Origin of the sequence: Flavobacterium sp. (assembly GCF_027490375.1) — a bacterium.
Taxonomy (GTDB): Bacteria; Bacteroidota; Bacteroidia; order Flavobacteriales; family Flavobacteriaceae; genus Flavobacterium.
In genome coordinates, this window is the sequence record NZ_JAIXYH010000018.1 from 89,077 (window position 1) to 111,823 (window position 22,747).

Here is a 22,747-nt window from a genome sequence, read left to right on the forward strand (position 1 = left end):
ATCAACAGAACTTGATCCTATTCACCCACGGCAAAATAGTGGGTATTTACACTATTAAGCAATGGGAATCTACTATCTTTGAATTGTTAAAAATTCATTAGGCGCAAATGAACCGAATTAAAGAAGTTTTGAAAGAAAAAGGTATCTCACAAACTTGGCTTGCCAAGCAGCTGGACAAAAGTTACAACACGATTAACGAGTATGCACGTAATGTGAGACAACCTAGTATCGAGGATTTGTACCGAATTGCAAAAATTCTAGATGTTAACGCCAAAGATTTATTGAAAGAAGAATAATGAGCAAAGAGAATCAAATAGAAGAAAATCTAATCGAGCAATTAAAAGGGCTGAAATACTCGTATCGGCCTGATATAGTTGACCGGAAAACGCTTGAGCAAAATTTTAAAACAAAATTTGAAACGCTCAACCGTGTTCGCTTATCTGACAACGAATTTTTGAGACTTAGAGAAGAAATCATTCAGCCCGATGTGTTTAAAGCTTCGAAACTTTTGCGAGAAAGACAATACTTTCAGCGTGAGGACGGAACGCCTTTACATTACACTTTGGTAAACAACAAAGACTGGTGTAAAAATGATTTTGAAGTTATTAGTCAATTACGAATCAATACAGAAAACAGCCATCAACGGTACGACATTATATTACTGATTAACGGACTGCCTGTTGTGCAAATTGAGTTAAAAAAACTAGACATTTCTCCACGGAAAGCACTTCAGCAGATTGTAGATTATAAAAACGAAGCGGGCAATGGCTACGGCAATTCGCTGCTGTGCTATATGCAGTTGTTTATCGTAAGCAACAAAACGAACACTTTTTATTTTGCCAACAACAAGAATCAGCATTTCGCTTTTAATGTAGATGAGCAGTTCTTACCCATTTATCAATTAGCAGATGAGAACAATAAGAAAATAACGCACCTTAATTCGTTTGCTGAAAAATTTCTGACTAAGTGCACCTTGGGCAATATGATTAGCAAGTATATGGTTCTTATTGAAAGTGAACAGCGATTGCTTGTTATGCGACCGTACCAGATATATGCAGTGAAGGCAATTATTGATTGCATTCAACAAAATCGTGGCAACGGCTATATTTGGCATACTACAGGAAGCGGCAAAACGCTAACTTCTTTCAAAGCATCCACTTTGCTGAAAGATAGTACCGAAATTGAAAAGTGTTTGTTTGTAGTGGATCGCAAAGACCTTGACCGACAAACCCGCGAAGAGTTTAATAAGTTTCAGCAAGGAAGTGTGGAAGAAAATACCAATACCGAAACATTGGTAAGACGTTTATTATCTTCTAATTATGCCGACAAAGTTATTGTTACAACCATTCAAAAATTAGGATTGGCTTTGGATGGCACAAACAAAAAGAATTACAAAGATCGATTAGAGCCACTCCGCAATAAACGAATGGTTTTTATCTTTGATGAGTGCCATCGGTCGCAGTTTGGAGATAATCATAAAGCCATCAAAGAGTTCTTTCCATGTGCCCAGCTCTTTGGTTTTACAGGCACACCCATTTTTGATGAAAACGCAACCTACCAAATTAGAGAAGGCGAAGAAGCCTCGTACAAAACCACGCAAGATATATTTGAAAAGCAATTACACGCTTACACTATAACGCATGCCATTGAAGACAGAAATGTATTGCGTTTTCATATAGATTATTTCCAAGGAAGAGGAAATTTAAACCCAAAACCAGGAGAACCTATAGCCCAACAAGCAGTGGTTGAAGCGATTTTAGAAAAACACAATAACGCAACTAACTCTAGACGTTTTAATGCGGTTTTGGCAACAGCCACAATCAATAACGCCATTGAATATTACAACCTATTCAAGGAAATTCAAAAAAAGAAACAATCCGAGAATCCGGATTATATTCCGCTAAACATTGCTTGTGTGTTTTCGCCTCCAGCGCAGCTAATAGCAAAAGATGGAGATCAGAAAAGTCTAAAAAACGCCGAAGATGTTAGGCAAATGCAAGAAGACTTGCAACAGGAAAAGTTAGATAATCAAACAAATCCTGAAGAAAAGAAAAAAGCACTGATAGAAATTATAGCAGATTACAACCAACAATTTGGCACTAATCACTCTATTAATGATTTTGATATTTATTACCAAGATGTTCAAAGACGTATCAAAGACCATAAATACAGCAACAAAGACTACGCACACAAAAACAAAATTGACATTACAATAGTGGTAGATATGCTGCTCACAGGTTTTGATAGTAAATACTTGAACACGTTGTATGTGGACAAAAATTTGAAGTACCACGGATTAATACAGGCATTTTCGCGCACCAATCGTGTATTAAATGACACCAAACCTCACGGAAATGTATTAGATTTTCGTTCGCAACAAGAAGCCGTAAACAACGCCATAGCACTATTTTCAGGGGTTGATAGCCAAAAATCTAGAGAAATCTGGTTAGTTGAACCAGCTGCTGTGGTATTAGAAAAGTACAAAAAGGCCGTTGAAAAATTGGGCTATTTTATGCACGAACAAAATTTAGTTTACGAGCCGCAAGAAGTGTACAATGTAAAAGGCGATGCCGCAAAGATTACGTTTATCCAGAACTTTAAAGAAGTACAACGCCAATTGGTAGCGTTGCAACAATTTACTGATTTAAGCACCGAACAAAAACAACAGATAGAGCAAATATTGCCTAAAGAAAAATTTGTTGAGTTTAAAAGTTCCTATCTCGAAACCGCTAAACAATTCAAAAAACGACAAGAGTCTGAGGGCGACCAGGCACCACCCGAAATTCAACAACTCGATTTCGAATTTGTGTTATTTGCTTCTGCTGTAATTGATTACGATTATATAATGAGTCTGATTGCCGACAGTACGCAAAAGAAACCAGCCAAGCAAAAAATGACCAAAGCACAGGTGATTAGTTTGCTAAGCTCAAATGCCAACTTGATGGACGAGCAAGAAGATTTAACCGAATACATCAATGGTTTGGATTGGAACAGCGGACAAGATGTAGAAACACTTCGCATAGGGTACGACACTTTTAAAGACGACAAATACAACAAAGAACTCGCTGCCATTGTTCACCAACACGGCTTGCAAACGGCCGACTTGAAAAATTTTGTAGAAAACATACTTAGCCGAATGATTTTTGACGGAGAAAAACTCACCGACCTGTTAGAACCCTTAGACCTGAGTTGGAAAGAACGCCGAGTAAAAGAACTGGCATTGATGGCAGACTTAGTACCCCAATTAAAAAAATTAGCCCAAGGGCGTGAAATATCAGGACTAGCAGCTTATGAGTAAAGATAAATTGATACCTGACTTGCGTTTTCCTGAATTTAAGAATGAGGGAGAATGGGTTATTGAAGAATTGGGTGTCCTTTCAGAAATAGTAAGAGGTGGTTCACCTAGACCAATTGAAGATTATTTTACAACCGATGAAAATGGATTGAATTGGTTGAAAATTGCAGACGTTCCTTCTGATGCCAAATATATTACCCAGACAAAGGAAAAGGTAAAAAAGGAAGCTTTAAGTAGCACCAGAGAAGTCAATTCGGGCGATTTAATTCTGTCAAACTCTATGAGTTTTGGCAGACCATACATATTAAATATCACAACTTGTATTCATGATGGTTGGATCGCAATAAGAAAAATATCAAATAAAACTTTTGAGGATTATTTATATTATTTCATTTCTTCTGAATCAAGTCAAACTTATTTTCAAACTAATGCAGCTGGTGCAGCCGTAAAAAATTTGAATGCAGAGATAATAAAACTACTTCCAATTTACTTACCCAAGAATAAAAAAGAACAACAAAAAATCGCATCCTGCCTTTCGTCCTTAGATGAAGTGATAGCCGCCCACAGCCAAAAGTTGGATTTACTCAAAGACCACAAAAAAGGCTTGATGCAAAACCTTTTTCCTTCAGCTGGTGAAAAAGTGCCGAAGTATCGGTTTAAGGAGTTTGAGAATGATGGTGAGTGGGTTTCATACTTATTGAAAGATTTAACGAAAATAAATCAAGGATTACAAATTCCTATTTCAGAACGATTCACGGAAAAGGTAGAAAATAGTTTTTTCTATATAACAAATGAGTTTTTAAAATCAAATAGCGAAAGAAGATATTACATAAAAGACCCATCCAAAAATGTAATATGTAATGAGGATGATGTATTGATGACGAGGACTGGTAATACTGGTCAAGTGGTAACCGGTGTTTCTGGTGCTTTCCATAATAATTTTTTTAAGATTCAGTTTGATAGAAATATTTTGAACAAAGATTTTTTGGTGTTTTTTTTAAGACTACCTGACACGCAACGTATTATTCTTAGTTATGCTGGGACTTCAACTATACCCGACTTAAATCATTCTGACTTTTACAGAATCTTAATGAAAATTCCGTCTTCCAAAGAACAACAAAAAATCGCTTCTTGTCTTTCTTCTTTAGATGCGCTTATCACTGCACAAACGGAAAGGATAGAGCAATTGAAGTTGCATAAAAAGGGATTGATGCAGGGGTTGTTTCCTAAATTAGACGATTAGAAATTATGAATTTGAATAAAACATACCTGTATAGAATGACGCACATTGACAATGTGCCACATATTCTGATGTATGGTATAACGCACAGAAATTCGCCCAATGCCAATCCAAACTTTACCCCAATTGGGGATTCGAGTTTAATTTCGACCAGAGATAAGTTTGTTTTGGATAATGGAAAATTATTAGGTGAATATGTACCTTTTTATTTTGGTACAAGAATGCCCATGCTTTATGTAATACAAAAGGGGTACAATGGAGTTACAGTAACGGAGGCAAAAGATATTGTTTATTGTGTTACTTCGGTACAAAGAGTTATCGATACGAAACTTGAATTTGTTTACACGAGTGGACACGCTTTTGATTTATTCTCTTCGCAGTTTGAACCTCAGGACGTTTTTGACATCGAGAATCAAGTTGATTTTCAAGCAGTGAAAGTAAAAGATTGGAAAGATCCTTCTGACCTAGATTTAAAAAGGAGAATGCAAGCAGAGTTTCTACTTTTGGGGGATTTGCCATTTGAAGATGTTTTGGGTTTCATAGTTAGAAACGAAGAGGCAAAAAATCAACTTTTAAATTTTGGAGTTGCAGAAAATCAAATAAAAATTATAACAAACGCATACTTTTAAACCATGATAAATTACTTAACAGGAAATATTTTAGATAGTACCGCACAAGCCATAGTGAATACCGTCAATACGGTGGGTGTTATGGGCAAAGGTATTGCTCTTCAGTTTAAAAATCAGTTTCCAAATAATTACAAGTTGTATAAAGTAGCTTGTGAGAAAAATGAACTCAAAATTGGCAATCTGTTGATAACCGAGGAAGAATCACTTTTATCTGGTAAAAAAATCATTATCAATTTTCCGACTAAAACACATTGGCGTTATCCATCAGAATATGAGTACATTGAAAAAGGACTCGAAGAACTTAAAAAAGTAATCCTCGATAGGAATATAGAATCAGTTGCTATTCCACCGTTGGGCGCAGGGAATGGAGGGTTAGATTGGCAAAAAGTTAAACAAATGATAATTGATTCACTTTCAGAAATTGATTGTACGATTTATTTGTACGAACCAACTGCTGCTATTAAAGAAATTTTAATTGCGGAAAGAGTGAAATTAACTCCTGCAAGAGCAATGCTTTTGTCCGTGCTTTATGAAATGGTGCGCAACGGTGAGTTTGTTTCAGAATTTGCAGCAGAAAAAACTGCTTACTTTTTACAGAGATTTGGTGCTAAAGAAGAATTCAAACTAAAATTCGAACCGAATTTTTATGGACCTTATTCGGGTAAAGTTCGACACGTGCTGTATTATTTGAATGGAAGTTATGTAATGGGATACAGTGCAAAAGATAAAAAACCATTTGATGACTTAAGCCTTATTATGGATGCAGAGCACGATGTTGTAAAATTTCTTAATCAGCCTGAAAATGAGAGGTACAAGGTCATTTCAGATAAAACAAAAAGTTTTTTAAAAGGTTATTTTTCTCCATTTGGTCTTGAGTTACTTTCAACTATAGATTTTATAAAAACAGAAAAAGATAAACATAATACTGAGGATATTTTAAGAGAACTTGAAAATTGGAGCGATAGAAAAAGAACCTTATTTGCGAATCCTGTTTTTATAAACAAGGCACTATCAAATATTAACCAACAGCTAGTTTGAATTAAATGACAAATAAAGACCAACAACAACTGGGTAAAACCCTTTGGAATATTGCAGACGATTTGCGGCACGAGCTCGCTGACCTTAAAGGTTTTTCTGAAAGAAATTTGGAAGATGCTAAATTAGTATCTCCCATAAACCCCAAAGAGCAACAAAAAATCGCTTCTTGTTTTTCTTCCTTAGATGCACTTATCACTGCACAAGTGGAGAAAATAGAGCAATTGAAGTTGCATAAAAAAGGATTGATGCAGGGGTTGTTTCCTAAATCAATTACGAATTAAAAATTACGAATGACGAATATGATCAACGAGGAATACAAACAATGGATAGTTGAACTGAAAGGAAAAATCCGTTCGGCTCAGGCAAAAGCTGCTGTATCTGTAAATACTGAGTTGATACAACTATATTGGGAGCTGGGCAAAATGATTGTAGCACAAGAAAACACTTGGGGCAGTAAACTAATAGCGCGAGTATCAAAAGATTTACAGGCTGAGTTTCCCGATTTGAAAGGATTGACAAGGAGTAATTTATTCTACTGCAAGCAATTTTACAATTTTTACTACAACAACGAATTAGTCCAACATGCTGGTGGACTAAATTTGCCTCAAGCAAAGGCAAAATTACAAAGTAATGAAAATCAAAATAATGAAATTGTCCAACAGCCTTTTGGACAATTTACACAGCACCCCGCAGTACTCATTCCTTGGGGGCATAACATTCTTATTTTTACCAAAGTAAAAGACATTAAAGCTGCAAATTTCTACATTCAGCAAACTATAGAAAAAGGTTGGAGTAGAGATTGGTTGCTGAATGCCATCAAAATGGATAGTTACAGTCTAGCTCAAAATAATATCAAGTCGCACAATTTTGGCGAATCACTTCCTACAATTCATTCCGATTACGCCTCTGAAGTATTCAAAGACGCTTATAATCTAAGCTTTTTAGGAATTACAGAAAAGGTAAAAGAAAATGAATTGGAAAAACGATTGGTAGAAAAAATAAAATCGTTTGTGTTGGAATTGGGTAAAGGTTTTACGTTTATAGGTAACCAATACTGTTTGGAATACAACTATAAAGAATATTTTGTGGATATGCTTTTCTACCATAGAAATTTACAATCTTTAGTGGCAATTGAACTGAAAATAGGAAGTTTCAAAGCCGAATACGTGGGCAAAATGAACTTGTATCTTTCATTACTTGATAAATTAGAAAAAGGTGAAAACGAAAACCCTTCTATTGGGATTATACTCTGTGCAGACAAAGACCATTTAGATGTTGAAATTGCCCTACAAGATATAGGTAAACCCATAGGCGTGGCTGAATATCAACTATTGTTACCAAAAAATGAATTACAAGCCATAATAATGAATGAAATAAATGCCAATGAAAAAAACAATGATAAGGAATAATTCATCTAAAAAGTTTGCATCTTATATTCCTTTTTGGGCCTAACTTTTATTTCATTAGAAAATCACGAAATCGAAAATATAAAAATTAAAACATTGTTAATCAATCACTTGCTTATTTCGTTATAAAAACACGTTTGAAAAATTAATATATTAAATGACAAATAAAGACCAACAACAACTGGGTAAAACTCTTTGGAATATTGCAGACGATTTAAGAGGTGCTATGAATGCGGATGATTTTCGTGATTATATGCTTTCGTTTCTCTTCCTGAGGTATTTGTCTTATAACTACGAAGAAGCGGCAAAAAAAGAATTAGGTAAGGATTATCCTGAAGCTACTGATAATCTTATTAAAGATTTTGGAGTTACAACGCCACTGCAATTGTGGTATGAGTCAAATTTTGAACATATTACGGAATTTGAACAACAGATGCGCAGAAAAGTGCACTATGTAATCGAACCTGCCCACTTGTGGAGTAACATCAGCGAAATGGCTCGCACACAGAATCCAGAGCTCTTGGTTACACTTGAATCAGGTTTTAGATATATAGAGAATGAATCTTTTGAAAGTGCCTTTCAAGGCTTGTTTTCTGAAATTAATTTGAATTCGGAAAAACTTGGAAAAACAGCTGCGGAACGGAATAAGAAACTTTGTACCATCATTCAAAAAATTGCAGAAGGCATTGCCGAATTCTCTGCCGACTCTGATACTCTTGGCGATGCTTATGAATATTTAATAGGCGAGTTTGCAGCAGGTTCAGGTAAAAAAGCAGGTGAGTTTTATACACCGCAACAAATTTCTACTATTCTTTCTGAAATCGTAACCTTAGACAGTCAAGAACCAAAAACAGGTAAGAAAAAGAAGTTAGACAAAGTACTAGATATGGCCTGTGGTTCAGGTTCGTTGTTGCTTAATGTAAGAAAACGAATCAAAGACAGTGGCGGAAGTGTGGGTAAAATATACGGTCAAGAAAAAAATATTACTACTTACAATCTTGCCCGAATGAATATGCTTTTGCACGGTATGAAAGACACCGAGTTTGAGATATTTCACGGAGACACTTTAGAAAATAGTTGGTCATTGCTCAATGAAATGAATCCGAGTAAAAAAATAGAATTTGATGCTATTGTTGCCAATCCGCCATTTAGTTTGCGTTGGGAACCCAATGACACCTTAGCCGAAGATTTCCGTTTTAAAAGTTACGGCTTAGCACCTAAATCAGCAGCCGACTTTGCTTTTCTACTGCACGGTTTTCACTTTTTAGGCAAAGAAGGAACAATGGCAATTATCTTACCACACGGTGTTTTATTTCGAGGTGGGGCAGAAGAACGAATCAGAACCAAACTTTTAAAGGATAACCATATTGACACAGTGATTGGTTTGCCTTCCAATTTGTTCTACTCAACAGGTATTCCAGTTTGTATTTTGGTTTTAAAGAAATGCAAGAAGCACGATGATGTTTTATTTATCAATGCATCAGAACATTACAAACAAGGCAAACGACAAAACACATTACGAGAAGGAAAAAACGAAGAGCCAAACGATATTCGCAAAATCGTTGAAACATATCAATACCGACCGGACCATATTGAAAAATACGCGCGCAGGGTTTCAATGGACGAAATTGAAAAGAATGGTTACAACCTTAATATTTCGAGGTATGTCAGCACGTCGGAAGACGAAGTGCAAATTGACTTGAAAGACGTAAATAACAAATTGAATTTAATAAATGAAAGAATAAAAGAAAATACGGACAAGCACAATGAATTTTTAAAAGAGCTAGGACTAAAACCGATCTAATTTCCACCACGCTCCACAAAACCTCCCAACTTCTAGACATTTCGCAGTACTTTTACATCTATACGTTATGTGTGTACTCCTGCTTGGTTGCCAGGGAAGTGCTCCGAAATCGCCACCATCGAAAATCGTTAAAACGTTATAAACCAGTAATAAGAATATGAAAAACCTCATCGTATTAGCTTTGATTTGCTTTTCAACTGTCGTTTTTGGACAGACGAATGAATGCAAAAAATTTAGAAACGGAAAATTCAAAATTGTTGATGAAGAAGTTGGTAATTCGATCATCACAAGAAAAGGGTCAAAGCAAATTGAATTTGGAGAAGAATCAGGGCTGAAACTTGAATTCAAAGTGAAATGGATTGACGACTGTACATATACCCTTGAACTGAAAAAAGTCCTTGAAAATCCGAATAATATTGAATTTCCAGTAGGAATGATCTTGACGGTTGAGATCATTGAGACGAAAGAAAATTCATATGTACAGAAATCAACTTCAAATCTGTTTGATTTGGTTTTTGAAGGTGAACTTATTAAAATAGAATAAAAGCGTTTTACAACAACCCGTATAGCTTATCGAAGGGTTGCCAGCAAGGTTTTCGCATCGCAGCTAGCTTTGGATCGGTGGGCAGAAAAGTGCTTAGAATCCGCCACAAGCCCTAGCCAAACCGTTGTATCGCATTTTTCAAATTTGTATCATTAGAACTAAACTTTAAAATATGGAATCAATCGACATCAAAGAACCAGCCATTTTAATCAGACTCAATAAGACTTTTGAACCAAAAATGGACAGAAATGTACTTTTTGACTACACTCGTGGAAGATGGAAAGTAAAAACCGAACGAGCCAAAAAAGCAAAGTATGGAATTGCTGTATATAAAGGTATTATTCAAGAGGTTTACGAAATTGAAAAATGGCATAAAGCCGGAACAACCGAAAGTTCGAGAAAACCAAATGATAGACCAGACTTAAACTCAACAAAAAGTTTAGAAGGACGTTATGAATTTACTGGAAAACTTGCTTCAGAAGAAATAAGAAAAAAATATAACCAAAAGTCTGTGAAGCATTATTTTGTAAAAGGAAATGCAAACCCAATTAATTATGTTAACGTATAAAAAACTCCCATCCGCTCCACAAACGTCTCCCAACTTCTAGGCATTTCGCAGTACTTTTACATCTAAAAGTTATAGTATGTACTCCTGCTTGGTTGATAGGGAAGTGCTTCGAAATCAGCCATTCGTGTTGCTGAAAAACGTTAACTGAAATGTTTTTCCGACGCCCAATTACTCGTTTGCTCGTTTTTTGCGTTAATTGGTAATCGAGGATTTATTTCATAAAGTTGTTCAATTTTTTCAATAGCATAGTCAAAAGTAATCAGTTCTTTCAAAAGTAGTTGGTCGAATACATATAAAATCCCCTTCACTGAAATTCCATTGGCGGTTGCTTGCCTTCTCAATTTTCCATCACCGGAAAGCAATATACCGTTTAATTTATCAGCATAATACCAAACTGAACAATCTTCAAAACTCAATCCTGAACTATTATCTAAAATTGCTGAGATGCGTTGAAAATCTTCTTCTTCTTCTGTGATTATTAATTCAATTTCCTCAGAGTTTATATATTTTTCAATTATAATCTTTTGATCTTCATTGAGTTCTTCAAATACGAAATCCGTAGTTTTCAATTCTAAATCTAACTGAATAAATTCGTTCATTAAATTAAGTTGAACTAAATCAATCAATATATTAGCATCGTTTATTATTATTGTCATTGATCAAATTTATAGTAATGAATTTTCATTCAGTAAATTGATATTTTGATTCAATAGCGATGATGCTTTACTAATCGAAATAATTTCTTGTGATAAAGCTCTATATACCAACTGTTCAAATCGGTTTGACTTTTCTGGTGTCGGAAATCTTGGCAAATTAACTTCACGTTTCAAACTTGGGTTGAAGTTAATCTTTTTGTAAAAATCAATTTTTCTATTTTCGGTAAATATGCCGGCATCGACCAACCTATAAATAATAGCTTGAATACTCATACCATATTTTCTCTGAACTTCAATTAATTCGTTTAAAGAGATTAAATCTCTTTTTACTCCAAACTCTTTAATTACAAGTTTTTTAGGAAAAAGAAATTCTGATGCAAATTTGTTACAATAATTCTCTTCGTCTTTTAGATTACATTCGGGAATGTTTAGAAGCAAATGACCTAACTCGTGTAATAAAGTAAAACGTTTTCTCTCTACTGGAAAATTGCCATTTACAACAATTACGGGGAATTTATCATTTACGAAAGTTGCTAAACCGTCGAAATTATCATCTACGTCAAAAAGCTCAATAACTTTTATTTCATTATCTTCTAAAAGCTGAATAATATTATGAATTGGATCAAGTCCAATTTCCCATACATTCCTCAAAGTCAAAACTATTTTTTCAATATCCTCAATAGAAGTGACTTTTTCATTTTTAATAAAATTTTTAAAAGAGTAATCAATTTGTAATAAACTTTCTATCTCTAAATAGTTTTCAAGGTTTAACTTTATTAACTGCTCTAAAGATTTTTGCTTTTTATTTGAAAAAGAACTTTTTTTTCTAAAATTTAGAACACCTAATTCTATTTTACTAGGTTTAAAAAAATAATCGATTTTTACTTTTAATGATTTCCCCAATTTCAAAAGATTTGAACTACTAGGTATAGATTCACCTTTTTCATATTTACTAATCATTTGTTTAGAAACACCAATCATATCAGCTAATTCCTGTTGGGATAACCCTTTTAGAGCTCTAGCATTTTTAATTTTTTGAGAGACTATTTCTTTCATATGATTTTAGTTTAGTTGACAAAAATACAAAAATTAGTTGATTTGTAAACCGCGTCTAAAAAAACATAACACGTTAGCGAACAGCCGTACCTATTTTACACCATCATTCCCAAACCCCCGCTCCGCAAACTCTCCCGACTTTGAGGTACTTCAAGCCACTTTTCCTATTTCGTACCTCAGTAAAACCCAAATCACATGAAACTTCCCAGCTTTGTCCCTAATTCTATCCTGAAAAATCGGATTTCCCAAAGAACGATCGTTTATTTTATTACGTTTTCGCGCTAAGGATGGCAGAGGAAATCCTGCCACGAGCGGCTGTTGCCGAGTGGCACCCCGATAGTTGTCGGGGGTAGCGAACAGCCTGACCTGCCGAAACCAATTTTAGTTGAAGTACATTCATTGGCAGGGAGCGCCCCTATTATTCAAAAATCTATTCTCCGTTAAGTTTGGTTTGCCTTAATTCCCTAAAATTTCAGAAGCAAAAACTCCTATTCCTCCAACATCTTGGCTACAACCATCTTCGCCAAAATCACATCTTCTTTCGAGACCCAAACACTAACCGCGGCATCAGCCGTTCCGAAGCCCGCCAAGCGCGCCGATTCATACTCATTGCGTATGATGGCCGTAATTCCTGCCTCGCGCAAATTGTAGTTGACCGCCTGTGCCAAGATTTCGGAGCCGCTGAATACCTCTATCACTTTATTTACTCAAGTACATTTTTCTTCGGGCGTACAATTCGTAGAACTGATCGTCTTTCAAATCGTCGATAAATAAAATGGATTCTCCGGTCGATTTCATTTCCGGTCCGAGTGCTTTATTGACATTTCGGAATTTAGAGAACGAAAAAACAGGTTGTTTTATCGCGTAGCCTTGCAGCTGCGGATTGAATGTAAAATCGGTTACCTTATTAACGCCAAGCATTACTTTGGTCGCGTAATTTACGTAAGGTTCGCCGTATGCTTTCGCGATGAAAGGCACGGTTCGCGAGGCACGCGGATTCGCTTCGATGATGTAAACCGTATCGTCTTTGATGGCAAACTGCACGTTGATCAGACCAACCGTTTTTAGCGCAAGTGCTATTTTATGCGTGTGATCTTTAATTTGTTGCATGACAAATTCGCCCAAATTAAAGGGAGGAAGTGTGGCATTGGAATCGCCCGAATGGATACCGCAAGGTTCGATATGTTCCATGATACCAATGATATACACGTTTTCACCATCGCAAATCGCGTCGGCTTCGGCTTCGATGGCACCGTCAAGGTAATGATCGAGTAGGAGCTTATTTCCGGGAATGTTCTTGAGCAAATCGATCACATGTTCTTCCAGCTCTTGCTTGTTGATAACGATTTTCATTCCTTGACCACCAAGTACGTACGACGGGCGTACGAGCAGAGGGAAGTCGAGTGAATCGGCTAGAACAGAAGCTTCATCGGCAGTTTCAGCAATTCCGAATTTTGGATAGGGAATGTTGAGTTGCGAAAGAAGTTCTGAGAATCGACCGCGATCTTCGGCTAAATCTAGCGCGTCGAAGCTGGTTCCGAGAATTCGGATGTTGTATTTCGCGAGTTTTTCGGCGAGTTTCAGTGCGGTTTGTCCACCTAATTGAACGATAACGCCTTCCGGTTTTTCATGCTGAATGATGTCGTAAATATGTTCCCAAAATACGGGTTCGAAGTACAGTTTGTCGGCTGTATCAAAGTCGGTTGATACCGTTTCGGGATTACAATTAATCATGATGGTTTCGAAGCCACATTCTTTGGCCGCTAGAACGCCGTGAACACAGGAGTAATCGAATTCGATACCTTGTCCGATTCGGTTTGGACCGCTACCTAGCACCACAACTTTTTTGCGATCGGTTACGATACTTTCGTTGGCAACAAATCGTTCGCCGTTTGCTAATTCCACTTCTGCTTCGAAAGTAGAGTAGTAGTAAGGCGTTTGTGCTTTGAATTCGGCGGCACAGGTATCAACCAGTTTATAAACGCGTTTAACACCTAATTGTTCGCGAAGCTTGTAAATCTGACTTTCCAAACAGCCTAGCATATGCGCAATTTGCCGGTCGGCGAATCCTTTTTGTTTGGCTTCGAGAAGTAGGTTTTTTGGAAGCGTATCGATTTGGTAGGTTGAAATCGTTTTTTCGAGTTGGTATAATTCTTCGTATTGACGCAAGAACCACATGTCGATTTTCGTGATTTCGTGTATACGCGATAACGGAATTCCCATTTGAATGGCATCGTAAATTACAAAAACCCGATCCCAAGAGGCGTGGGTTAATTTATCGATGATTTGCTCGTAGTTGGTATAGCTTTTTCCGTCGGCACCTAGTCCGTTTCGTTTAATTTCTAGCGATTGCGTTGCTTTATGAAGTGCTTCTTGAAACGAGCGTCCGATGCCCATAACTTCGCCAACGGATTTCATTTGGAGTCCAAGTGTTCTATCGGCACCTTCAAATTTATCGAAATTCCAACGCGGTATTTTTACGATTACGTAATCGAGTGTGGGTTCGAAAAGCGCTGAAGTTGATTTAGTAATTTGGTTTTGAAGCTCGTCGAGCGTATATCCTAATGCGAGTTTCGATGCAATTTTAGCGATTGGGTAACCGGTTGCTTTTGACGCCAGTGCAGACGAACGCGAAACCCGTGGGTTGATCTCGATGGCTACGATATCTTCTTTTTCATCCGGCGAAACCGCAAATTGAACGTTACAGCCACCAGCAAAGTTTCCGATGGAACGCATCATTTTGATGGCCATGTCGCGCATGCGTTGAAAAGTTTTGTCGGACAATGTCATGGCGGGCGCAACGGTAATCGAATCGCCGGTATGTATTCCCATCGGATCCATATTTTCGATGGAACAGATGATTACTACGTTGTCGTTTTTATCGCGAAGTAATTCGAGTTCGTATTCTTTCCAACCCAGCAACGCCTTATCGATAAGAACTTCGTGTATTGGCGAAGCTTCGAGTCCGCGTGTAAGTAAATCATCGAAGTCTTCTTTGCGATGCACGAAAGCTGCTCCAGTACCTCCAAGGGTAAACGACGGACGTATAACGAGTGGAAATCCGAATTCCTGGGCGATTTCTTTTCCTTTCAGAAACGAGTTTGCTGTTTTTGCAGGTGCAGCTCCTACGCCAATTTGTTCGAGTAACTGCTTAAACTGTTCGCGGTCTTCGGTAATATTGATGGCGTTCACGTCGACACCAATCATTCGTACGTTAAAATCGTTCCAAATGCCTTTTTCGTCGGCTTCTAAACACAAATTCAAGGCTGTTTGTCCGCCCATTGTTGGGAGCACGGCGTCGATTTGTGGGTGCGCTTTTAAGATTTCGATGATCGATTTGGTGGTGAGTGGCTTCAGATAAACGTGATCGGCCATGGATGGGTCGGTCATGATGGTCGCAGGATTGGAATTAATCAAAATAACTTCAATTCCTTCTTCTTTAATGGAACGAGCTGATTGTGATCCGGCGTAGTCGAATTCGCAGGCTTGTCCGATAACTATTGGTCCTGAGCCGATAATTAAGACCGATTTAATGGAGTTGTCTTTTGGCATATAGTTGTAGTTGTGTTGTTGTGGTAAAGGTAAATTTTAGACTTCAGATATTCGCTTTTTAATTCTAAAAAAAAAAGGCGATACCGATTAAAGTAACGCCTTAGTTCATTAGAGATAAACTCATTATTTTTTATGTCTTGGTTCGCACGAAACTGTTAATTTGTGACGACCTTTTGCACGTCTGCGCGCTAGAACTTTTCTTCCATTCGCAGAAGCCATTCTGTCCATAAAACCGTGCTTATTTCTTCTTTTTCTTTTCGATGGTTGAAATGTTCTTTTGCTCATTGCCTGTATCTTTAAAATCTAAATTAGCTGTTGATGGGTTTGGTTTCTGAAAAACCGAGTGCAAATATAAGAAGACTTTTTTGTTAGGCAAGTCGTTGCGAAAAAAATAATTTAAGTTTCGGGAATTAGTATCTTTGCCGACCAAAACGGAATCATCATGTATCACAAGAATATCAAGTTATTTCTCTTTGCCGCGCTTAATGTTTTGGCTATCTGGCAGTTTACCGAATCTGAAATCGGAAACGGTATTTTCTTAATCGTACTGTCGCTCATTTTCATTTTACTCTACTTTAAGAACGAATTCATCATCTTGGCGTTCTTTAAACTGCGTAAACAAGACTTTGAAGGCGCAAAGAAGTGGTTGGCATACATTAAAAATCCGCAAGCAGCACTGGTGCGCAAACAACAAGGTTACTTTGAGTACTTACATGGTCTTATGCTTTCGCAGACCAACATCACGCAGGCAGAAAAGCATTTCAAGAAAGCCGTTGAATTGGGTTTGTCTATGGATACCGATTTAGCTATTGCAAAACTTAATCTTGCCGGCGTTGCCATGACGCGTCGCAGAAAACTTGAAGCTACCAATTTGCTCAATGAAGCTAAGAAATTAGACAAACAAGGTTTGCTGAAGGATCAAATCAAGTTGATGAAAGAACAGATGAAAAAGATTTAATGTAGCTTTTACGTTAATTATTTGGGTTTTATTCGTTAAATATTCTCGCTAATCATTAAAAAATCGAAAAATTTAACACTTTTGTGTTTGTTTGTCGATTTTTTTTATACTTTTATCTCTATAGTGCTGAATATCAATTCAGATTGAGATGAAAAAAATTCTACCATTAGTACTGTTTTTGCTCGGTAGTTTGTCGTTTTCACAGACAGACCAGAAAGCGTACAGCGATGCGATTCGAAAGAATATCAAACGCTACAGTGCCATTAGCGATCGAGCTTATCTGGTTGGAAAGACTGCCGAAGCTGAATATCTTTTTGATACTTTAGTTAACAATCATTTGGTTGGAACGCGTTTTAACGATTATCAATTTAAAAGGTTGTACGGCGGTAAACTAAAACTATCTTCAATTAAAAAACCCATATTAATCCAAACTTACGCCTCATGGTGTATCATAAACAAAGGTGAAATACCCGCTTTGAACAAACTAGCGCGCCAGCATGCCAAAGATTTACAAATCATTGTGGTTTTTTGGGATCGAAAACAAGCAGCCAAAGCCGTAGCTGCACAATTTAACGGCTATATCGAAGTGTGTTATGCCAACGAATCGTATTCGAAAGATACCGAGGTTGTGGCTACGATGAAAAATGCCATTGGATATTTGTCGTCGTATTTCCTAAACGACAATCTGGAAGTGCTTAGTATTCGTAAAGGCGCTCCGTTACAAATTCCAAAGAAAACGCCTATAAAAGAGGCTATACGTTTGAATTTCGAATTCTATAATGCTCAAATTGCTGATATCTTAGTAAAGAGCAATCTCAAAAAAGAGCACATCGCACATCAATAATCTACTGCGGAATCAGGATTTCGTATGGTTTACGATTTAAATTCGGCAGTTTTTTGTCGCGTAACCACGGATTGTGATATTTCAAGGTTTTGTAATTAATTCCTTGCATTTTCGCGAAACGAACTAAATCGGTGATCGTAGTATCTACAACTACTTTTTTAGTCGGAATCGGTTTGTATAGTTCGGCTGCACTAAACGTAAATCCGTAGGTTGCCGGATTTTTCATGACTTCTTTTAGTGCTAGAATTCGAAAAACATAGCGGTGCGTTTCTTCTGTGAGCAACAAATCGTAGTAATTTGTTTCGTTTTGGATATCCATTTGCTTTTGCACACCTGCCATCCCGCCGTTGTAAGAAGCAGCGGCTAGTGTCCACGATCCGAATTTGCGTTTGGCGTCGAGCAAGTACTTACAAGCTGCTTCGGTTGATTTCTCGACGTGATAGCGCTCGTCAACAAACTCAGTTACTTCCATGCCGCGCTCTTTTGCTGTGGTGGGCATGAATTGCCAAAATCCTTTGGCTCCGGCCGATGACGTTGCGTTCATCAAAGCGCTTTCTGCCACGGCTAGATATTTAAAATCGTCTGGAACCCCATTTTTCGCCAATATAGGTTCGATGATCGGGAAAAAGCGTGCCGAACGTTTAATGATCAACAAGGTCGATGCATCTAAATTTGCATTTACAATCAATTCACGTTCAAAGCGTTCGCGCACATCCTCGACGTGCAAAGGTGTAGCTTCTCCGGCGAATTCAGCCGCATTTGGCGAATACGGATGTTTGATTTCGTTAGCGCGATACTGTACCGCAAAAATCGATGTGGCAATTATTCCGCTGCCAATAAGTACACTAAGAGCTAATGTTCTCCAATTCGTTTTCATTTCGTTCTATAATTTTTGGCAAATTTTCATTTAGCCATTTGTATTTATTTAAGATCATGATGTGCGTTCCGTCCTTAATCCAAATCGCATTTTTGATGTATTTCGGCGGAAAAACCTCGTCGGCATCACCATGTATGTGTATTACTTCGGGATCAACCTCGATTCGATTCCATAAAATTACTTGTTCGATCGACCATTGCAAATATTTTTCATCGCGAACCGACAGAAATTTCTCATATAACTTCAAACGTTTGTTTATAGTATCACCAAAACTAAATTTTGCCAATTGTTCTACATTTAACAGCAATTTTATTGGTAAAAGCTTGTACGCTTTGGTAGTTTTGGCAATTTTAAAGCGTCTCGGAAATTCCAGATTGCTTTTTACACTCGAAATAATGATTACTTTTTCAGGATTAACAAAGTTCTTCATTTCCTGCACTAAAATGCCGCCAAACGATACGCCAATTAAAATAATGTGTTTTCCGGTTACATTCTTCGACAATCGTTCGGCATAAGCCGTCAATGATTCGTTTTCTAATGGAATTTCCCATTCCAATAAATGTACGTTATAACGATCACTAGGTAGTGCAATACGTTCAAATATAAGTGGACTAGCAGCCAAACCAGGCATCAAATAAACGTCGTATTTTTTAGGTCTCAACATAGTCGTAACAATGAATGATTAAAAGTAGCGTTATCTAAGTGAGTGCAGCGTAAAAGTTCCGTTAAATAATTAACAGTTTACTGTAGGAGGCTTCAGTTAAATAGGATTGAACAATTGCCAAAAGCTTTCAATTTACACTATTGAAAGCAGATATCTTACTGCTTTTCGCTATTTTTAACGCAGCTACTTCCACTCAACCCATGTTTCTCGAGTTTAGATTATGAACGACGAATTGTTGCGAAATAAGATTGTTGCTTTTTTTAGCGGTATCGACACGTACTACGGCGTAAAGCTCGAGGTTACTGAAAGTATTTATACCGCTTTTCCCGATGTGACAACTACTGACGGAACTTGGAATTTATCCGAGTTTGTTTTAGCAAATGCTGCGTACCGAAAAGACGGCAATCGGTTTATGATTGAAGGTAGTGGTAGGTATATCGAATTTGCTGCCTTGCAAATTATCGGATTTACGCAATCGGGTCGACACAAATATGAAATCGTGGAACAATACGGAACTAGTGTTTTTCGTGTTACGAAATTGCGATTTTTTGATCGGTATTGATACCCTTTTTCACTCACTTTTATTTGGTAACGTTTTTTCCAGCCCCGACAGCCGCGAAAAGCGCGCAAAATAAAACCAAGCTATTTTGCCGGAAGCTGTGGCGACCAGCGGAAGCCACGTGCTGAACAAACAAAATACTTGGTTTTATTGCGTACTTGAAGCAAATGGCGGGATTAGCTACCAAAAAATAAAATCCGCAAATAAATAATTATCTAACTGTTTCGGTTAAAAATCGACCGTAATTTTTAATTGTCCTCCTAAACCATCTCGTATGATTCGCATCAACGTTGAAAGCCGAATATCGCTCGCATCGTTTTCAATGCGCGAAATATAGTTTTTGGTTGTTCCGCATTTTTCGGCCAGCTGTTCTTGCGTCAAACCTTGTTCTTTACGCAATTCTTGGAGCATCACACCGAGTTTAAAAGCTTCGAATTCGGCTTCATAAAGATCTCGCTCTGCAGTACCTTTTTTTCCGTACTGTAAATCCAAATGGGCAGAAAATGAAGTAAGCTGATTTGTAGCGGCAGTATTCATAGATACTGTGCTTAAAAGTCAATTTTTCTGTTACAGGCAATATGTTCTTGAAATCGATTACTCCACTTGAGGTGCAACACGAACCAAACCGTCGTCGTCGATTTTCGTTAAAATCACCGCTTCCAAAACATTGGCAAACTCCGGATTCCACGGCTTTTTCACCTTCACGTAGTTTTCCGTAAATCCGTGCATGTAGCCCGAACGATTCTCGGTTTCCCACAAAACCGTGCGTTTGGTGCCCAATTGCGATTCGTAAAACGCCCGACGCTTTTTAACCGACAGCCCGCGCAACATTTTACTTCGCTTAGCACGTACGGCAGTATCAACCACATCGCTCATTGCGGCGGCTTCCGTGTTGTCGCGTTCCGAGTACGTAAAAACGTGCAGGTACGAAATATCTAAATCGCTCAAAAACTGGTAGGTTTCCAAAAAGTGGGCATCGGTTTCCCCCGGAAATCCAACTATAACATCCACGCCAATACAAGCATGCGGCATTACCTCGCGAATCGCTGTAACGCGGTCTTGGTAAAGTTCGCGCAAGTATCTGCGTTTCATTTTTTTCAAAATGTCGTTGCTGCCCGATTGCAGCGGAATATGGAAATGCGGTACAAAAGTTTTGCTTTGCGCGACAAACTGAATGGTTTCGTTTTTGAGTAAGTTTGGCTCGATCGACGAGATTCTCAAACGCTCAATTCCCGTAACTTGATCTAAAGCTTGCACTAATTCTAAAAAGGTGTGTTCGTGCTTTTTATTTCCGAATTCTCCTTTGCCGTAATCCCCAATATTTACGCCGGTTAGCACAATTTCTTTGATGTCTTGTGCGGCAATTTCAGCGGCATTTTTCAATACGTTTTCCAAGGCATCGGAACGCGATATTCCGCGCGCCAATGGAATCGTGCAATACGTGCATTTGTAATCGCAACCGTCTTGTACTTTAAGAAATGCCCGCGTACGATCGCCAATAGAGTAGGAGCCTACGTAAAAGTCGGCTTCCGATATCTCACACGAATGTATTTCACCCCGATCGTTTTTCGATAAATCGTTTAAGTAATCGGTAATTTTAAACTTTTCCGTTGCACCCAAAACCAAGTCAACACCATCTACAGCCGCCAATTCCTCGGGTTTTAGCTGCGCGTAACAACCTACAGCTGCTACAAACGCAGTTGGATTAAGCTTTTGCGCTTTACGAACAATTTGCTTGAACTGTTTATCGGCATTTTCCGTTACCGAACAAGTGTTAATGACGTAAATATCAGCCACTTCCTCGAAATCGACACGGTCAAAACCTTCCTGCGTAAAACTGCGCGCAATAGTCGAAGTTTCCGAGAAGTTCAGCTTGCAGCCAAGTGTGTAAAAAGCAACTTTTTTAGAATTCATTTTTTTATTTGGGCGTTACCCGGCGTTTCCCAGCGCAGTCCGAGCAAAGCCGGGTCGGGCTGTACGTTACAAGCTTTTTTGGGCTTTTCCTAGCTTGGCCGCTCAGCCCAAAAAAGGCTTTCCACTGCCATCCCTAACGCGAAAATAGTTGCCCAAAAAAAGCATGCAAAAATACTGAGAATTATCTAAAAAAATTGTTTTTAAAACTCATTTTCCCTACCACTTCTTACCGACTGCTTCTTGCCTTTGCCGTTTCAGTTCGTTGACCGATTCCCATAACTGCAATTACAGCACTTTCGTAAGGATTTCATTTCATCTATGTCGCATACTTTCGCATCTTTGCAGCATGAAAAAACGTATTTTAGCAATCGATTACGGAGGCAAACGCTGCGGTATCGCTGTTACCGACGAGCTGCAACTCATTGCTTCGCCGTTAACAACTGTCGATACCAATGAATTGTTTCCTTTTCTCACGAAGTATTTCCAAACCGAAGTCGTTGAAACCTTACTTGTTGGCGAGCCTAAACGTTTCGACGGTTCCGATTCGCAAATTGCTGCCCCAATAAACCAATTTATCGCAAAATTCCAGCAAGAGTTTCCCGCCATAGCCGTGGTTCGCATCGACGAGCGTTTTAGTTCCAAAATGGCATTCCAAACGATGATTGATAGCGGAATTTCGAAACAAAAACGTCGCGACAAAGGCACAGTAGACAAGATTGCAGCAGCGATCATACTTCAAGATTATTTGCATTATAGAAAATAGGGTGGTGCTCTGAAACAGTTTTTACCAAACTTCGTTTTAAAGTTTTTTCGATTGACTGTGAGCGTTTTGTAGTCGAGTACGAAGCGAAGTTAGTAACTGTTTTCAAATATTGATTACGGTTTTTCCGTAAATTTTGATTTATTTTGATTTTTTAAAATTCGAGTGCAAGAGGCGGGACGAGGAGTGAAAATGTATGGATTTTACTTTGGATGTGGCGGCTAGAGCGGCAATTTACGTGAGCTTTTTGTTGTTTGTAAAAAATCGTGGTAAACTACCACTTATCTGACAGTACGGAAGTTCGTTGGAACGATTTTACGGTTTTTCCGTAAATTTTCAGTTTTTTGGTTTTCAAAAACGCGAAGTGAGAAAGTGTGAATAGG

General features: G+C 37.9%; 23 protein-coding genes. 14 read left to right on the forward strand and 9 right to left on the reverse strand.

Features of this window, described 5'->3' with window-relative positions; translation table 11 throughout:
- Positions 1–107 precede the first annotated feature (107 nt).
- From Q0064_RS02910 to Q0064_RS02955, 10 genes are all read left to right on the forward strand, one after another.
- On the forward strand, positions 108–296 hold the full coding sequence (locus Q0064_RS02910) for a helix-turn-helix transcriptional regulator (RefSeq protein ID WP_298144035.1): 189 nt from the start codon (positions 108–110) through the stop codon (positions 294–296).
- Positions 296–3,298: a type I restriction endonuclease subunit R gene (locus Q0064_RS02915; RefSeq protein WP_298144037.1), complete on the forward strand. Its 3,003-nt coding sequence runs from the start codon at positions 296–298 to the stop codon at positions 3,296–3,298. Before Q0064_RS02910 ends, Q0064_RS02915 begins: the two co-directional genes overlap by 1 nt.
- On the forward strand, positions 3,291–4,538 hold the full coding sequence (locus tag Q0064_RS02920; protein ID WP_298144040.1) for a restriction endonuclease subunit S: 1,248 nt from the start codon (positions 3,291–3,293) through the stop codon (positions 4,536–4,538). Before Q0064_RS02915 ends, Q0064_RS02920 begins: the two co-directional genes overlap by 8 nt.
- A gap of 35 nt (positions 4,539–4,573) precedes the next feature.
- Positions 4,574–5,164: a DUF4433 domain-containing protein gene (locus Q0064_RS02925; protein ID WP_298144044.1), complete on the forward strand. Its 591-nt coding sequence runs from the start codon at positions 4,574–4,576 to the stop codon at positions 5,162–5,164.
- Between the two features lie 3 nt (positions 5,165–5,167).
- Positions 5,168–6,202 carry a macro domain-containing protein gene (locus tag Q0064_RS02930; protein ID WP_298144047.1) on the forward strand — a complete coding sequence of 345 codons (1,035 nt, stop codon included), beginning with the start codon at positions 5,168–5,170 and terminating at the stop codon, positions 6,200–6,202.
- Positions 6,203–6,207: 5 nt separating this feature from the next.
- Entirely contained in the window at positions 6,208–6,483 is a 276-nt protein-coding gene (locus Q0064_RS02935) for a hypothetical protein (protein WP_298144050.1), read from the forward strand.
- 9 nt (positions 6,484–6,492) lie between these two features.
- Complete coding sequence (locus tag Q0064_RS02940; RefSeq protein WP_298144052.1) at positions 6,493–7,611, forward strand: PDDEXK nuclease domain-containing protein; 1,119 nt, start codon at positions 6,493–6,495, stop codon at positions 7,609–7,611.
- 154 nt (positions 7,612–7,765) lie between these two features.
- On the forward strand, positions 7,766–9,412 hold the full coding sequence (locus tag Q0064_RS02945; protein ID WP_298144055.1) for a type I restriction-modification system subunit M: 1,647 nt from the start codon (positions 7,766–7,768) through the stop codon (positions 9,410–9,412).
- Between the two features lie 157 nt (positions 9,413–9,569).
- Positions 9,570–9,956, forward strand: a complete 387-nt coding sequence (locus Q0064_RS02950; protein ID WP_298144058.1) for a hypothetical protein — start codon at positions 9,570–9,572, stop codon at positions 9,954–9,956.
- Positions 9,957–10,128: 172 nt separating this feature from the next.
- Entirely contained in the window at positions 10,129–10,524 is a 396-nt protein-coding gene (locus Q0064_RS02955; RefSeq protein WP_298144061.1) for a hypothetical protein, read from the forward strand.
- A 140-nt stretch (positions 10,525–10,664) separates the two neighbouring features.
- On the opposite strand, the gene Q0064_RS02960 is transcribed toward Q0064_RS02955, so the two are convergent.
- The 5 genes from Q0064_RS02960 to rpmH all read right to left on the reverse strand — a co-directional run bounded on the left by Q0064_RS02960 (position 10,665) and on the right by rpmH (position 16,073).
- On the reverse strand, positions 10,665–11,180 hold the full coding sequence (locus tag Q0064_RS02960; RefSeq protein ID WP_298144064.1) for a hypothetical protein: 516 nt from the start codon (positions 11,178–11,180) through the stop codon (positions 10,665–10,667).
- A gap of 9 nt (positions 11,181–11,189) precedes the next feature.
- On the reverse strand, positions 11,190–12,236 hold the full coding sequence (locus tag Q0064_RS02965; protein ID WP_298144067.1) for an XRE family transcriptional regulator: 1,047 nt from the start codon (positions 12,234–12,236) through the stop codon (positions 11,190–11,192).
- Positions 12,237–12,724: 488 nt separating this feature from the next.
- Positions 12,725–12,934 carry a DUF2007 domain-containing protein gene (locus Q0064_RS02970; protein ID WP_298144070.1) on the reverse strand — a complete coding sequence of 70 codons (210 nt, stop codon included), beginning with the start codon at positions 12,932–12,934 and terminating at the stop codon, positions 12,725–12,727.
- 1 nt (position 12,935) lies between these two features.
- Complete coding sequence (gene carB, locus Q0064_RS02975) at positions 12,936–15,788, reverse strand: carbamoyl-phosphate synthase large subunit (RefSeq protein WP_298144073.1); 2,853 nt, start codon at positions 15,786–15,788, stop codon at positions 12,936–12,938.
- Between the two features lie 123 nt (positions 15,789–15,911).
- Positions 15,912–16,073, reverse strand: a complete 162-nt coding sequence (rpmH, locus tag Q0064_RS02980) for a 50S ribosomal protein L34 (protein WP_007136275.1) — start codon at positions 16,071–16,073, stop codon at positions 15,912–15,914.
- Between the two features lie 157 nt (positions 16,074–16,230).
- Here rpmH and Q0064_RS02985 point away from each other — a divergent pair, with 157 nt between their 5' ends.
- Both Q0064_RS02985 and Q0064_RS02990 read left to right on the forward strand, forming a co-directional pair.
- Positions 16,231–16,746 carry a DUF2892 domain-containing protein gene (locus Q0064_RS02985; protein ID WP_298144077.1) on the forward strand — a complete coding sequence of 172 codons (516 nt, stop codon included), beginning with the start codon at positions 16,231–16,233 and terminating at the stop codon, positions 16,744–16,746.
- Positions 16,747–16,894: 148 nt separating this feature from the next.
- Positions 16,895–17,590: a redoxin domain-containing protein gene (locus tag Q0064_RS02990; RefSeq protein WP_298144080.1), complete on the forward strand. Its 696-nt coding sequence runs from the start codon at positions 16,895–16,897 to the stop codon at positions 17,588–17,590.
- Between the two features lies 1 nt (position 17,591).
- On the opposite strand, the gene Q0064_RS02995 is transcribed toward Q0064_RS02990, so the two are convergent.
- Together Q0064_RS02995 and Q0064_RS03000 are read right to left on the reverse strand one after the other, a co-directional pair.
- A complete protein-coding gene (locus tag Q0064_RS02995; protein ID WP_298144083.1) occupies positions 17,592–18,467 on the reverse strand; it encodes a lytic transglycosylase domain-containing protein in 876 nt (291 codons plus the stop codon).
- Entirely contained in the window at positions 18,436–19,131 is a 696-nt protein-coding gene (locus tag Q0064_RS03000; protein ID WP_298144086.1) for an alpha/beta hydrolase, read from the reverse strand. The genes Q0064_RS02995 and Q0064_RS03000 overlap by 32 nt, the downstream gene beginning before the upstream one ends.
- A 220-nt stretch (positions 19,132–19,351) precedes the next feature.
- On the opposite strand from Q0064_RS03000, the gene Q0064_RS03005 reads away from it, so the two are divergent.
- Positions 19,352–19,693 (forward strand): hypothetical protein, encoded by a 342-nt coding sequence (locus Q0064_RS03005; RefSeq protein ID WP_298144089.1) that lies wholly within the window; start codon positions 19,352–19,354, stop codon positions 19,691–19,693.
- A 225-nt stretch (positions 19,694–19,918) separates the two neighbouring features.
- Here Q0064_RS03005 and Q0064_RS03010 read toward each other — a convergent pair whose 3' ends face one another.
- Both Q0064_RS03010 and mtaB read right to left on the reverse strand, forming a co-directional pair.
- The gene (locus Q0064_RS03010; protein WP_298144091.1) at positions 19,919–20,227 is read right to left on the reverse strand and encodes a helix-turn-helix transcriptional regulator; all 309 of its coding nucleotides are present in this window, start codon (positions 20,225–20,227) and stop codon (positions 19,919–19,921) included.
- A 57-nt stretch (positions 20,228–20,284) separates the two neighbouring features.
- Entirely contained in the window at positions 20,285–21,604 is a 1,320-nt protein-coding gene (mtaB, locus tag Q0064_RS03015; protein WP_298144094.1) for a tRNA (N(6)-L-threonylcarbamoyladenosine(37)-C(2))-methylthiotransferase MtaB, read from the reverse strand.
- A 346-nt stretch (positions 21,605–21,950) separates the two neighbouring features.
- On the opposite strand from mtaB, the gene ruvX reads away from it, so the two are divergent.
- Complete coding sequence (ruvX, locus tag Q0064_RS03020; protein ID WP_298144097.1) at positions 21,951–22,367, forward strand: Holliday junction resolvase RuvX; 417 nt, start codon at positions 21,951–21,953, stop codon at positions 22,365–22,367.
- The last annotated feature ends 380 nt before the right edge of the window (positions 22,368–22,747 follow it).

Coding starts and splice junctions, on each gene's coding strand:
- Q0064_RS02910 (WP_298144035.1), top strand. CDS start 108: ATGAACCGAATTAAAGAAGTTTTGAAAGAAAAAGGTATCTCACAAACT.
- Q0064_RS02915 (WP_298144037.1), top strand. CDS start 296: ATGAGCAAAGAGAATCAAATAGAAGAAAATCTAATCGAGCAATTAAAA.
- Q0064_RS02920 (WP_298144040.1), top strand. CDS start 3,291: ATGAGTAAAGATAAATTGATACCTGACTTGCGTTTTCCTGAATTTAAG.
- Q0064_RS02925 (WP_298144044.1), top strand. CDS start 4,574: ATGACGCACATTGACAATGTGCCACATATTCTGATGTATGGTATAACG.
- Q0064_RS02930 (WP_298144047.1), top strand. CDS start 5,168: ATGATAAATTACTTAACAGGAAATATTTTAGATAGTACCGCACAAGCC.
- Q0064_RS02935 (WP_298144050.1), top strand. CDS start 6,208: ATGACAAATAAAGACCAACAACAACTGGGTAAAACCCTTTGGAATATT.
- Q0064_RS02940 (WP_298144052.1), top strand. CDS start 6,493: ATGACGAATATGATCAACGAGGAATACAAACAATGGATAGTTGAACTG.
- Q0064_RS02945 (WP_298144055.1), top strand. CDS start 7,766: ATGACAAATAAAGACCAACAACAACTGGGTAAAACTCTTTGGAATATT.
- Q0064_RS02950 (WP_298144058.1), top strand. CDS start 9,570: ATGAAAAACCTCATCGTATTAGCTTTGATTTGCTTTTCAACTGTCGTT.
- Q0064_RS02955 (WP_298144061.1), top strand. CDS start 10,129: ATGGAATCAATCGACATCAAAGAACCAGCCATTTTAATCAGACTCAAT.
- Q0064_RS02960 (WP_298144064.1), bottom strand. CDS start 11,180: ATGACAATAATAATAAACGATGCTAATATATTGATTGATTTAGTTCAA.
- Q0064_RS02965 (WP_298144067.1), bottom strand. CDS start 12,236: ATGAAAGAAATAGTCTCTCAAAAAATTAAAAATGCTAGAGCTCTAAAA.
- carB (WP_298144073.1), bottom strand. CDS start 15,788: ATGCCAAAAGACAACTCCATTAAATCGGTCTTAATTATCGGCTCAGGA.
- rpmH (WP_007136275.1), bottom strand. CDS start 16,073: ATGAGCAAAAGAACATTTCAACCATCGAAAAGAAAAAGAAGAAATAAG.
- Q0064_RS02985 (WP_298144077.1), top strand. CDS start 16,231: ATGTATCACAAGAATATCAAGTTATTTCTCTTTGCCGCGCTTAATGTT.
- Q0064_RS02990 (WP_298144080.1), top strand. CDS start 16,895: ATGAAAAAAATTCTACCATTAGTACTGTTTTTGCTCGGTAGTTTGTCG.
- Q0064_RS02995 (WP_298144083.1), bottom strand. CDS start 18,467: ATGAAAACGAATTGGAGAACATTAGCTCTTAGTGTACTTATTGGCAGC.
- Q0064_RS03000 (WP_298144086.1), bottom strand. CDS start 19,131: ATGTTGAGACCTAAAAAATACGACGTTTATTTGATGCCTGGTTTGGCT.
- Q0064_RS03005 (WP_298144089.1), top strand. CDS start 19,352: ATGAACGACGAATTGTTGCGAAATAAGATTGTTGCTTTTTTTAGCGGT.
- Q0064_RS03010 (WP_298144091.1), bottom strand. CDS start 20,227: ATGAATACTGCCGCTACAAATCAGCTTACTTCATTTTCTGCCCATTTG.
- mtaB (WP_298144094.1), bottom strand. CDS start 21,604: ATGAATTCTAAAAAAGTTGCTTTTTACACACTTGGCTGCAAGCTGAAC.
- ruvX (WP_298144097.1), top strand. CDS start 21,951: ATGAAAAAACGTATTTTAGCAATCGATTACGGAGGCAAACGCTGCGGT.